The following is an 11,708-nucleotide window of genomic DNA, read 5'->3' as shown; positions in this document are numbered from 1 at the left end:
GGGTGGAGTTTGCATGGGGTGGAGGTCCGTCTCGACTGCTGGAGGGCTGATGAAGGATAGCTTCGGCGAGTTACAGGCACGGGGCAATGGACATTTCAGAACTGTGTTTAATTTCCCGGTGAGGTGGCGTGAAAGGTCTGAGATTTTTTCATCACGAGTCCTACAAAAAGCTCGGAATTGCTCACCTATCCCCGCTGATCCCGTGCGGCTTATAGTCAGCACCGTCGCCCAAATGGCGATTCGGGTTTGGCGACCTGATAACAGAGAATGCGAGAGCTATCCGCTTCATTGCAGGTATCATCGCACCCGCAAAGCCGCTGTTATGGCGGCTGTGCGCGGGAGACCTTCGGGTCTGCCGGTTTTCTCTGTGCCGGTTCGCCAACCTGCGCACAGCTGCCACCCAATCGTTTGGCGACGACTGAGTGACGGCCTTGAGCCAATCAAACAGAGATCTTCAAAATGAATCGATACATGCCTCTCACCGGAATCGACCTGATTCCGGCCTCTTTGCTCATTGATACCGAAGCCCCACTCGACGTTCTGCAAGCCATGGCGGATTACCGGATTCGCACGGTTACGCAGGTGCTGGAGAACATCGCCTTCCGCGCCGAGATTGGTTGCGACACGGTGGTGTTGTCGGACTTTTCCAAGCTGCTGGCCATTCCGCTGCGCGACGGCTGTGACTTGATGGATGTGATTGGACGACGATTGCGAGCGCAGGCGAAGGAGTAAGCAGAAACGGGCGCCATAATGACGCCCGTTTTTCTGCAAATGCGATCAGTACGTGAACGCGGCTAACAGCCCCATTTTGCCTCCATTTCACCGAATTCAGTTCACAAAAAAACGTGAAAAAAAATGTGCAGAAAATTTTGTTTTTGAAGTCTGAAAAACCTCTGGAGGCCAATAAATCCGCGCCTGTTCATCCAATAAATATGTGAAAAAAAATGTGAAGCTTTTTAGATTACCGAACCACCACCGCCCTCCGCGTCCCCGCAAACGCACTCGTACCCAGCCAACGCCACAAGCTTTCCGCATCCTTCACCGCCCCATCCACACGCAGCTCCCGCGATTCAAGCACCTCCCGCGGTGTGCGGTCGCCTGCCCACACTTCGGTCAATGCGCGCACGCTGGAATCCACCACCAGGGTCAGTTCGCGGCCGGGGTCGTCGCGGCACAGGTCTGCCACGCCCTCTTCAACCACCAGCCACCAGGCTTGCTCGCCGGGCCGTGCGTCGCGGAATTTGAATTGGATGACCACCGGTCGCGGCGGGAATGTCTCGATGTGGACGAAACGTCGTACGTCCCACATAAGCAGGCCGGCGTCGAGTTCGTCATTGCGCAGGCGGCTGCCGATCCAGCGGGCGCCCCAATGACCCAGCGCCATGATGATGGGACGCAGTTCCTCGCCCGCCTCGGTCAGGCTGTATTCCCAGACTTTGCCCACGGCCGTGCGACGAACGACGCCAATCTCTTCCAGATGGCGCAGCCGTTGTGCCAGCAGGCCGGTGGACATCCGGGGCACGCCGCGGTGCAGTTCGTTGAAGCGCTTGCTGCCGCATAGCAGCTCGCGCACGACCAAGGGTGTCCAGCGCTCGCACAGTGCTTCGGCACCCCGTGCAACTGTGCAGAACTGACCGTAGCTCTCTTCCATTGCCTGGACTCCGCGACTGCAACACTTCAGATTCTGAACTAGTCCCGCCCCTTCTTCGCGTGCAGGCTCAAGACTTCGAAGTCAAGTGCCAAAGGAGAACGCCATGACCAAGGTAGCCATCATTCAGCGCCCGCCCGTGCTGCTCGATCGCAGCGCGACGATCAGCCGGGCCGTGCAATCGGTCGCTGAGGCCGCGGCGGCGGGAGCCTCGCTGATCGTTTTGCCCGAATCCTACATTCCCGGTTACCCGTCGTGGATCTGGCGGCTGGCGGCAGGAAAGGACGGGGCTGTCATGGGCCAGTTGCACACGCGGTTGCTGGCCAACGCTGTTGATATTACCAGCGGTGACCTGAGCCCATTGTGCGAGGTGGCCCGCGTTCACGCCGTGACGATCGTGTGCGGCATCAATGAATGCGACCGGCACAGTGGCGGCGGCACGCTCTATAACAGCGTAGTCGTGATCGGCGCGAACGGCGCAATGCTCAATCGACACCGCAAGCTCATGCCCACCAATCCCGAGCGCATGGTGCATGGCTTCGGTGATGCCTCCGGGTTGCGTGCGGTCGACACGCCGGTCGGTCGCCTGGGTGCGCTGATCTGCTGGGAAAACTACATGCCGTTGGCCCGCTATGCACTGTATGCCCAAGGGGTGGAAATTTACGTCGCCCCCACGTACGACACGGGCGAAGGCTGGATCAGCACGATGCGGCATATCGCACTCGAAGGCCGCTGCTGGGTACTCGGCAGCGGAACCGCGCTGCGCGGCGGCGACATCCCCGACGATTTCCCGGCGCGTGCCCAACTGTTTCCCGATCCAGACGAATGGATCAACGACGGCGACTCGGTGGTGGTCAATCCCCAAGGCCGGGTCGTGGCCGGTCCGTTGCACCGAGAGGCCGGCATTTTGTATGCAGACATCGACGTCGCCGTGGTGGCGCCCGCGCGGCGAGCGCTCGACGTGACCGGCCACTACGCACGCCCTGACATATTCGAATTGCAGGTACGGCGCACAGCGGCGACCTCAGTGCGCTACATCGACGCGTGAAGTCACCCTTGATCGAGGAGTCATTCCATGAACACTGAACGGTCATACAAGGGCAGTTGTTTTTGCGGTGCGGTCGAGTTCACCGTCAGCGGCGAGCCCGCCGCGATGGGCTATTGCCACTGCGAATCGTGTCGGCATTGGTCAGCAGGACCGGTCAATGCCTTCACGCTGTGGAAACCCGAGGCGGTCCACGTGACTCGGGGGGCTGACAACATCGGCACCTACAACAAGACCCCGCAGAGTTATCGCAAATGGTGCAAGACTTGCGGCGGGCACCTCTTCACCGAACACCCCGGGATGGGGCTCATCGACGTGTATGCCGCGGTCATCCCGGATCTCGCGTACGAGCCGGGGGTTCACGTCCACTATCAGGAGACTGTGCTGCGTATCAAGGATGGATTGCCGAAGCTGAAGGATGTGCCCAGCGAGTTAGGCGGATCGGGCGCTAGCATGGATGAGTAGCGGCCTGGCGCCCCCCCTATGACGCGGCAACCACGGACCTGCAGGAGCAAAGCTTGCTCGCGAATGCGGTGGGTCATTCAATATTGATGTGACTGACCCACCGCATTCGCGAGCAAGCTTTGCTCCTACGAAGAGCGGTAACGCAAAATCATTGATCTCCGCCAAATCTGCAAAAATTGCCTCTAAATCTGACAATCTTGCCCCCGAACGACGTCGTCCACTGCGAGATGATGGCAAACGGCTACGCTCTCCCCGACGCCTCATACACACCCCCAATAAAACCAAAACCAACCCATGACCCTGTGGTGAGGGAGCTTGCTCCCGTTGCACCGCTCCGTACTCGGGGCAACAGGAGCAAGCTCCCTCACCACAGGGTCATTGGCTGTCTTGTCCAGGCAGCATCTGCCCTACCTCCCTGCTTCACCCTCGCTCAATTACATGGAGTAAGCGTGCATGCCCTTCCCCCCTCGCTTCCTTGAGCACTACCGCAAAGCCGACCGCATCATGCTGGGTTTAATCTGGCTGATGTTCGTCTTCGCGTTGGGCCTGGCGTTCTGGCACGACACGTTCGTGCAGGCGTTGTTGGTGGGTGGCGGGACGAGTGTGGTGTTGACGGTGTTGTATCGCGCCATCGGTGGCACGCGGTTCATGCGCTGTTGCCTGGGTGTGGGTCTGATGGTGATGGCGGCGTTGCACATCAATCAGGCCCGGGGGGTCATTGAGTCGCACTTCGGAATTTTCGCGTTGTTGGCGGTGTTGACGTTTTATCGCGACTGGCTGCCGATCCTGGTGGCTGCTGCGGCCATCGCGGTTCATCACGTGGTGTTTCATGTGCTGCAGCACCAGGGATTTCCGGTGTTTGTGATGGCGCATCACGGGGGCTGGACGATGGTGTTCGTGCACGCGTTTTATGTGGTGATGGAGACGGTCGCCCTGCTCTACCTGGCGGTGCACAGTCAGGCGGATGCGGTGGAGAGTCAGGACATGCTGGACAAGATGCTCGCGGCCACGTCGCAGTTGACGGTGGATGCCGGCAAGGGTGACAAGGCCGCGGTGCATGTGTCGCTGGCGGAGCGTTTCGATCAGTTTTTGACGCAGATTACGGCGCTGGTTGACGGCGTGGTGCGTGATTCTCAAGGGTTGGGTGAGTTGGGCCACGAGATTGCCAAGGCGAGTACGACGCTGGAGAAAGGCGCGCAGCATCAGTTGACGGAAATTGCCCAGATGACCGGTTCGATGCAGCGCATGGGGGATGCGATGGGGCATATCGCCGTGCATGTCGAACATGCGGTTGAACACGCCGGACAGGCCAGTGCGCAGGTCACTCGGGGTCAGGAGAGTGTGAATCGGGCTCGGCAGGAGATCACGCAGTTGGCGTCGCGCCTGAACGGTACCCACGAAACCGTGCAGGTGCTGGCGGGTCAGGCGCAGCAGATCGGTACGGTGCTGGAGGTGATCAGCAGCATTGCCGAGCAAACCAATTTGCTGGCGCTCAATGCCGCCATCGAGGCGGCGCGGGCTGGTGAGCAGGGTCGAGGGTTTGCGGTGGTGGCGGATGAAGTGCGCAGCCTGGCGCAGCGTACGGCGGTTTCCACCAAGGAAATCCGGACGATTATCGAGGCGTTGCAGCAAGGCAGCCGCAAGGCGGTCGAGGCGATGCATGACAGTCGTGAGGGTGTGGAGCGCTGTGTCGAGGACAGTCAGTTGGCGGCGGCGATGTTACTGGCGGTGGGCAGTGATATTTCGCAGATTGATGAACTCAATGGGCGGATTGTGACGACCACTCGGGAACAGTCCTCGGCGAGCCTGGAAATTGTCGGGCGTTTGCAGTCAGTGCAGTCGATTGCACAGAGTACGGCGGATGATGTGGAGACCCTGGCATTGAGCAGTCAGCGGTTGCCGCCGATTGCGATGCGGCTGGATGCGTTGGGGCGTACGTTTCATCAGTGATATTCGCAAAACCTGTGGGAGCGAGCTTGCTCGCGATGGAGGTCAACGATAACGCGACCTGTCTGAATGAATGCGTTGTGTGGGCGTTTTTCGCGAGCAAGCTCGCTCCTACAGTTTGAGGAGTACACCCACGAAATCAGGTCGGTTTTCAGGCGGTGATGACCTTAGTTCGATGCATTGCGCGGATCATCGTGGCTATCGATGTATTCAAGGCCCAGCGGGCCTGTGCCGTAGACTTGCGAGATGTACTCGCCTGATCTGGCCCAGTGGAAGTGTGGGGTATTGGCCGGGAGTATCACTACGCTGCCGGGGCCATAGGCAACCAGTTTGTCCGGATCGAAAACAGTACCGAAGCCAATGTAGAAAACCCCGGACATGACGGTGTAGATACGATCTTCAGGATGCGTATGGGGCATCAGTTTGGTGCCATTGGGCACTTTGACCCGCACGACGTAGGGTGCTGGTTTGCCGGGGTCGCCGACCAGCACAGCCAGTTTCACTTCCTTGGGGAAAGCCGCAAAGCTGCGCCATTCCACATCTTCATTATGCATAGCACCGGTTTTGCCCAGTGGTAGTGGTTCAGCCTGGGCGAACGGCACGGCTGCGCCTGCGACAAGAAGCGCTGTCAGGCAAGCAGTTTTCATAATGCTCTGAATCATGAAAGACACCTTAGTTACGCAAGAATCGTCCGCCTTACTGTATTTGTGATGGGCATTACCGATAATGCCGCAAACGCGCATTACAGTTGATACGCAATGTAATCAATGTTCCGCCACATCCGAACCGCACCACCCAAAAAGCCCGCGTAATTCTCGGTTGAGCGAAAGCTCCTGTGGGAGCGAGCCTGCTCGCTCCCACAAGGGAAATGGGTACCGGTTTTACAGCGCCGCTCCCATGGCACGTGCTTTCGCCCGTCGCGCAAATGCGATCTTGATGGCAACCAGCATGGGCGCGGCGACGGCGAACAGCAGAGTCACGGCGAAGAACGCCGAGTCGAAGGCAATCACCGTGGCCTGCCCCGAAACAGCCCGACCGAGAAGACTCGCCGCGCCGCGGCCGGCGGCCACTGCGTCCATGCCTTTGCCCATCAACATCGCAGTGGTGGTGGTCAGGCGTTCGATCACCGTATTCGCCCCCGGGGTGACGTGAGTACCGAGGACGGCGACGTTGGCGGCGACGTTGTGTTCGATCAGTGTCTGCAGCCCGGCGACGCCCATCAGGCCACCCAACTGTCGACCGGTATTGAACAGGCCTATGCCGCCGGCGAGGTTGCGGCGGCTGAGATCGCTGAAGGCGATCAGGGTGATCGACAGGAACAGGAAACCCAGGCCCAGGCCGCGCAACAGGATGGCGGCCATCATGTCGTCGGCGCCGCTTTCACTGGTGGACCCGGAAAGCATCCACATCGCAATCATGATCATCAGGATGCCGAAGGGCACGGTGGCGAACGGCGCCACCCGACGAACTTGAAACAGAAAGGCGGCAACCAGCAATGCTCCAATGAACAGCGCGCCACTGGGCAACAGCAGCAGGCCGGCCTCGGTGGGTGTGAAGCCAAGGACCGACAACGCGAAGGCCGGGATCAGGAACGCACTGCCGAACAACGCGGCACCGGCGACAAAACTGACGACCAACGCGAAGGAAAAATCGCTGGACTGGAACAGGGTGAAGTCGAGCAGGCCCAGCCCCTTGGCCAACACTTGCTGACCGAAAAATGCCAGCAGCGTGGCGACCCCGATCACGCTCAGCCAGAGGATGCGCGGCTCCTCGAACCAGTCCCAGCGTTCACCCTGGCTGAAGACGTAGGTGAGGCTGAACAGGCTGGTGGAGATCAGTGAGACGCCGATCCAGTCGAATGGACGCCGGACCTGCGCGGGCATCGGGCTGTCTACCATCAGCAAAAGCCCGCCAGACGCCAGCGCCACCGGCACGACGCTGAGGAAGATCCAGGTCCAGTCCTGGCTGTCGATCAACCAGCCTTGCAGCGCCGGGGCGAGTGTCGCGGGCGCAACCACCGAGCCCATGGCGAACAGGGCCTGGAGGATCGGCTGACGGGATGGCGCAAAGGCAAAAAAAATCAGCGCCTGGCCGCCGACCAGCAAGGTGCCGCCGGCGAAACCCTGAAGGATGCGCAGCGCGATCAGCACGTCCAGCCGCGCGGTGATGGCGGCCAAGGCGCAGGCCAGGCCCATGAGCAGCACGGCGCCGATGATCACGCGGCGCGGATCGAAGCGGCTCAGCAGCCAGGCGGCGGTCATGAAGCCGATCAGCTTGAAGGCGGTGTAGCCGACATCCAGCCAGGCGAACTCATCGGGCGTGGCATAGGTGTCGCCGAGGATGTCGCTGCGCCCGAGGGCCAGCACAGTGCTGGCAATCGCTTCCGTCAGCGCCGCCAGCACGATGCCCACCATGAGCAGCACGCCAGTCGTGGCACTGGCGTGGCTGCGCACGGTCACGGCCGTCGTGTTCATGACCCTTCCCCTTGCGCAACGACCCTTTGCTCAACGTCGCCTTGCGCCACATCAACCCGTGCCGACAGACCAGGCACGATGCGCCCCGGCAATGGGTTTTGCACCAGGCGGATCTTGACCGGCACGCGCTGCACGACCCGCACAAAGTTGCCGGTGGCGTTGTCGGCCGGGAGCAGGCTGAACGCCGAGCCGCTGCCCGGTGCGAAGCTGTCGACCCTCCCTTCAAGGGCGGTGTCGGGGTAGCCGTCGACGGTAATGCGCACGCGCTGGCCGGGGCGGATGTGTTCGAGCTGGGTTTCCTTGAAATTGGCCACGACCCAAACGTCATGGACCGGCACGATATCGAGCAAGGCCACGCCCGGTGTCACATAGCGGCCGATACGCACCTGACGGTTGCCGATCACGCCATCCACCGGCGCGCGGACCACGGTGCTGTCGAGGTCTATCTGCGCCAGATCCCGCGCGGCCTGGGCCTGGGCAACGGTAGCAACGGCCGCTTCGCGCTGGGCCACCAGCACGGCGATGCGTTGTTGTTGCGCGTCAACCGTGGCCGAGGCAGCGGACACCGACGATTCGGCTCTCGACCGAGCCTCGTCGCTTTCATCGACCAAAGCCTGGCTGACCGCGTTGCTGACAATCAGTTTGCGGCTGCGATCGTGGGTCTTGGTTGCCAGATTCATCCTGGCCACCGCGGAGCGACGTTGGGCTTCGGCTTCACGAATCAGGGCGCGCTGCAGCTGGGTTTGCGCATCGACGTCAGCCAGACGCGCCCGGGCGGCGCTGACATTGGCCTCGGCTTGCGCCAGTTTTGCGCGGTAGTCGCGGTCATCGATGCGAAACAGCACATCGCCGGCGCGCACGTTCTGGTTGTCTTCAACCTCTGCCGCCGTGACATAGCCGGCCACCTTGGCGGCGAGCGAGGTGACGTCGCCGCGCACATAAGCGTTGTCGGTCGAGGTCGCGCCACCGGTCAGCGACATCGCCCATCCGGCGGCCACGACCACCACGGCGCCGACGCACAGCAGTATGCCGAGCAATTTTTTCTTGCTTCGCCGCACTACTACGACAGGGATCTCGGCGCTGGCGCCGGTAGCAATGGCGGCCTTGTCCTGAGGCGAGTTCATGGTGTTTTTCCTGTTCAATGCCAATGGCCTGCGGCAACCTGCGGGCAGCCGCCTGCAGGTTGCGACTGGGAGGGTTTCAGCGGCCCGCCTGGGCCAGCGATTGACCAAGCCAGTCTTCGAAGCGAATCGAGCCCAGCTGCGGATGCTGGCCGGGGGTCAGCGATTGGTCGTCGAGAACGGCGCCGAAATAGCGCGCATGAACATCGGGAATCACCTTGCGCGTATCCTGGGTGATGCGCAGGAAGCGTCTGACCAGTTCATCCAGCGGCATAGCCTCGGGACCGGCGACTTCCACCGTGCCATTGACCGGGGCTTCGAGGGTGACATCGGTCAACACCGCGGCCACGTCATCGGACGCCATCGGCTGGATCAGCGCCGGCGAAAGAAAAATTTCCTCGCCGACGGTGGCCGCCTGCGCAATGCCACCGACAAACTCGAAGAACTGCGTGGCCCGCAGGATGGTGTAGGGAACGGGCGACGCCTTGATCAGGTTTTCCTGGGCGACCTTGGCGCGGAAGTAGCCGCTTTCGGGCAACCGCTCGGTACCGACAATCGACAAGGCAACGTGATGGCGCACACCGGCGGCCGCTTCGGCAGCCAGCAGGTTACGGGTAGAGGTTTCGAAGAACTCAAGAACGGCTTGATCCTCCCACACCGGGGCATTGGCCACGTCGACCACGATATCGGCGCCATCCATCGCCTGGGCCAGGCCCTCGCGGGTGATGCTGTTGACGCCCGTGTTGGGGGACGCGGCAAGCGCCTCATGGCCGCGCTCGCGCAGGTTCTTCACAAGTTTCGATCCAATGAGGCCGGTGCCTCCGATGACGACGATCTTCATGGGCTCTCTCCGCTGGTCGGCGGCAACATTGCCGTCGGGGGTAGATGCAGAGTGCCTGCGCGGGCCAGGCAAGTCCTTGTACCGGCCTTGAGTTTGCCTTTGAAGACGCTTGGTTTTTCGTCCAACGCTGCCGGTGTGACGAGGCTGCCTTGCCGTGAACGGTGCAGCCCGCTAAGCGCTGCCGTATCATCGTCCCATCGCCAGCTCGGACACGGAGTCGAGGGCATCCGACCAGGGGATACTGACCTTGCCATTCGTGTTTGAAGACTACGTACTCGATCAGGAGCGCCGGGAGCTGACCTTGCGCGGCGAGATCGTGACCGTCGGGCCGCAGGTCTTCGATCTATTGCTTCAGCTTGTCAGCAACCACGAACGTGTCGTCAGCAAGGACGACTTGCTCAAGGCTGTGTGGGCCGGACGCATCGTCTCGGAATCGACCATCACCAGCCACATCAATGCGGTGCGCAAGGCCATCGGCGATACCGGTGAGGAGCAGCGTCTGGTTCGAACCATTGCGCGCAAGGGTTACCGCTTCGTCGGCCTGCTGAAGGTCGACGAGACTGACGCCACGCGACAGCCTGACGGGCCGGACATCGCCACCCCTGCACCGGTAGACCCGCCCTCCACGCTCAGCCTGCCGGACAAGCCCTCCATCACCGTCCTGCCTTTCCACAATCTGAGTGGCGATCCCGAGCAGGAGTATTTCGCCGACGGCATGGTCGAGGACATCATCGCCGCCCTGTCGCGCATCCGCTGGCTGTTCGTCATCGCGCGCAACTCGAGCTTCACCTACAAGGGCCGCGCCGTGGACGTCAAAGGCGTCGGCCAGGAACTCGGCGTGCGCTACGTGCTCGAAGGCAGCGTGCGCAAGGCCGGAAACAAGGTGCGCATCACCGGGCAACTCATCGACGCGCAGAGTGGAACGCACATCTGGGCGGAACGCTTCGAAGGCCTGCTGGATGACATCTTCGAGCTGCAGGACCGGATCGCCGAAAGCGTGGTCGGTGCCATCGCGCCGCAGCTTGAACGGGCGGAAATCGAGCGCGCCAAGCGCAAACCCACCGACAGCCTGGACGCTTACGATTACTACCTGCGCGGCATGGCAAAACTGCACAACGGCACCCGCGAAGCCATCGAGCAGGCGCTGCCGCTGTTCTACAAGGCCATCGAACTCGACCCGGAATTTGCCTCGGCCTATGGCATGGCCGCCTGGTGCCACTTCTGGCGCAAGTTGAATGGCTGGATGGCCGACCGTCCGCTTGAGATCGCCGAGGGCATACGGCTCGCACGGCTGGCGGTAGAACTTGGCCGCGATGACGCGGTGGCGTTGACCCGCGGTGGACACGCGCTCAGCCATCTTGCCGGCGATGTCGATGGTGGCATTGCCTTGCTCGACCGGGCACGCCTGCTCAACCCCAACCTCGCCCCCGCCTGGTACCTGGGCGGTATCCTGCGCGCACTGCACGGTGAAACGGAATCCGCCATCGAAAACCTGACCCATGCCGTTCGCCTGAGCCCGCTGGATCCGGAGATGTTCAGGATGCAAGTGGGCATGGCCCTCTCGCACTTCTTCGCCGGGCGCTTCGACTGCGCGGCGGACTGGGCGGAAAAAGCCTTGCGAAACCTGCCCACCCTGCTGCCGGCGGTAGCCTTGCTGGCAGCCAGCCACGCCCTCAGCGGACGCATGGATAAAGCCACGCAAGTCATGCAGCGCCTGCACGAGCTGGACCCGTCGTTGCGCTTGTCCAGACTGAAAGAATGGCTGCCGATCCAGCGGCCGGAGGATTTTGCGCGGTTTACCGAAGGGTTGCGGCTGGCTGGGTTGCCTGAGTAATGACATCCCGTTGCGCAACGCTCTCCTCCTCTAACGCAGCTAGTGCAGTCTTGCCGGGGTTACGGCGATGTTGCAGATGGTGTGCCGCGGCATCACGCTGATCAATGAGTTGCTCGGCTGGACGCGTTGGGGGCGTACGTTTCACCCGTAGTGCGCGGACGGCGTCTGTTTGGGGTTCAAAGTGATTGTTTTGATTGGCTGCTATCGGCCGATTCTGTTGAAAAAGTCGGCCTTGGTTTGCGAATCAGAAAAGTACGCGTCCGAGATTGAAATCTTTATATTTGGCAAAGGCTTCCGGACTCGGATTTCACGTGGCGGCGTGCAAAACAGGCG

General features: G+C 61.4%; 10 protein-coding genes. 5 read left to right on the top strand and 5 right to left on the bottom strand.

Going from position 1 to position 11,708, the window contains the following annotated elements; translation table 11 throughout:
* The first annotated feature begins 459 nt into the window (after window positions 1–459).
* Window positions 460–732 (top strand): hypothetical protein, encoded by a 273-nt coding sequence (locus FFS64_RS28690; protein WP_137808118.1) that lies wholly within the window; start codon window positions 460–462, stop codon window positions 730–732.
* Window positions 733–961: 229 nt separating this feature from the next.
* Here FFS64_RS28690 and FFS64_RS28685 read toward each other — a convergent pair whose 3' ends face one another.
* Window positions 962–1,651 carry a helix-turn-helix domain-containing protein gene (locus FFS64_RS28685; RefSeq protein WP_137808117.1) on the bottom strand — a complete coding sequence of 230 codons (690 nt, stop codon included), beginning with the start codon at window positions 1,649–1,651 and terminating at the stop codon, window positions 962–964.
* Between the two features lie 103 nt (window positions 1,652–1,754).
* Here FFS64_RS28685 and FFS64_RS28680 point away from each other — a divergent pair, with 103 nt between their 5' ends.
* The 3 genes from FFS64_RS28680 to FFS64_RS32045 all read left to right on the top strand — a co-directional run bounded on the left by FFS64_RS28680 (window position 1,755) and on the right by FFS64_RS32045 (window position 5,108).
* Window positions 1,755–2,696, top strand: a complete 942-nt coding sequence (locus tag FFS64_RS28680; protein WP_137808116.1) for a carbon-nitrogen hydrolase family protein — start codon at window positions 1,755–1,757, stop codon at window positions 2,694–2,696.
* A gap of 27 nt (window positions 2,697–2,723) precedes the next feature.
* Complete coding sequence (locus FFS64_RS28675) at window positions 2,724–3,158, top strand: GFA family protein (RefSeq protein ID WP_137808115.1); 435 nt, start codon at window positions 2,724–2,726, stop codon at window positions 3,156–3,158.
* Between the two features lie 453 nt (window positions 3,159–3,611).
* The gene (locus FFS64_RS32045) at window positions 3,612–5,108 is read left to right on the top strand and encodes a methyl-accepting chemotaxis protein (protein ID WP_137808114.1); all 1,497 of its coding nucleotides are present in this window, start codon (window positions 3,612–3,614) and stop codon (window positions 5,106–5,108) included.
* Window positions 5,109–5,272: 164 nt separating this feature from the next.
* Here FFS64_RS32045 and FFS64_RS28665 read toward each other — a convergent pair whose 3' ends face one another.
* The 4 genes from FFS64_RS28665 to FFS64_RS28650 form a co-directional block, all read right to left on the bottom strand.
* Window positions 5,273–5,767, bottom strand: a complete 495-nt coding sequence (locus tag FFS64_RS28665) for a cupin domain-containing protein (RefSeq protein WP_137808113.1) — start codon at window positions 5,765–5,767, stop codon at window positions 5,273–5,275.
* Between the two features lie 219 nt (window positions 5,768–5,986).
* A complete protein-coding gene (locus tag FFS64_RS28660) occupies window positions 5,987–7,579 on the bottom strand; it encodes a DHA2 family efflux MFS transporter permease subunit (protein WP_137808112.1) in 1,593 nt (530 codons plus the stop codon).
* Entirely contained in the window at window positions 7,576–8,703 is a 1,128-nt protein-coding gene (locus FFS64_RS28655) for an HlyD family secretion protein (protein ID WP_137808111.1), read from the bottom strand. The genes FFS64_RS28660 and FFS64_RS28655 overlap by 4 nt, the downstream gene beginning before the upstream one ends.
* A gap of 76 nt (window positions 8,704–8,779) precedes the next feature.
* Window positions 8,780–9,541, bottom strand: coding sequence for an SDR family oxidoreductase (locus FFS64_RS28650; RefSeq protein ID WP_137808110.1), 762 nt, complete (start codon window positions 9,539–9,541; stop codon window positions 8,780–8,782).
* A gap of 247 nt (window positions 9,542–9,788) precedes the next feature.
* Between FFS64_RS28650 and FFS64_RS28645 the strand changes: the two genes are divergently transcribed.
* Complete coding sequence (locus FFS64_RS28645; protein WP_137808109.1) at window positions 9,789–11,375, top strand: winged helix-turn-helix domain-containing protein; 1,587 nt, start codon at window positions 9,789–9,791, stop codon at window positions 11,373–11,375.
* Window positions 11,376–11,708 lie beyond the last annotated feature (333 nt).

This window comes from Pseudomonas sp. G(2018), from assembly GCF_005502415.1.
In the GTDB taxonomy this organism is placed as follows: Bacteria; Pseudomonadota; Gammaproteobacteria; order Pseudomonadales; family Pseudomonadaceae; genus Aquipseudomonas.
Note: the sequence above shows the minus strand (reverse complement) of the source record. Positions and strands in the feature narration are given on the sequence as shown.

What these genes read in the sequence shown, in the direction of transcription:
- FFS64_RS28660 (WP_137808112.1), bottom strand. Translation starts at nt 7,579, where the DNA reads ATGAACACGACGGCCGTGACCGTGCGCAGCCACGCCAGTGCCACGACT.
- FFS64_RS28675 (WP_137808115.1), top strand. Translation starts at nt 2,724, where the DNA reads ATGAACACTGAACGGTCATACAAGGGCAGTTGTTTTTGCGGTGCGGTC.
- FFS64_RS28655 (WP_137808111.1), bottom strand. Translation starts at nt 8,703, where the DNA reads ATGAACTCGCCTCAGGACAAGGCCGCCATTGCTACCGGCGCCAGCGCC.
- FFS64_RS28685 (WP_137808117.1), bottom strand. Translation starts at nt 1,651, where the DNA reads ATGGAAGAGAGCTACGGTCAGTTCTGCACAGTTGCACGGGGTGCCGAA.
- FFS64_RS28665 (WP_137808113.1), bottom strand. Translation starts at nt 5,767, where the DNA reads ATGATTCAGAGCATTATGAAAACTGCTTGCCTGACAGCGCTTCTTGTC.
- FFS64_RS28690 (WP_137808118.1), top strand. Translation starts at nt 460, where the DNA reads ATGAATCGATACATGCCTCTCACCGGAATCGACCTGATTCCGGCCTCT.
- FFS64_RS28680 (WP_137808116.1), top strand. Translation starts at nt 1,755, where the DNA reads ATGACCAAGGTAGCCATCATTCAGCGCCCGCCCGTGCTGCTCGATCGC.
- FFS64_RS32045 (WP_137808114.1), top strand. Translation starts at nt 3,612, where the DNA reads ATGCCCTTCCCCCCTCGCTTCCTTGAGCACTACCGCAAAGCCGACCGC.
- FFS64_RS28650 (WP_137808110.1), bottom strand. Translation starts at nt 9,541, where the DNA reads ATGAAGATCGTCGTCATCGGAGGCACCGGCCTCATTGGATCGAAACTT.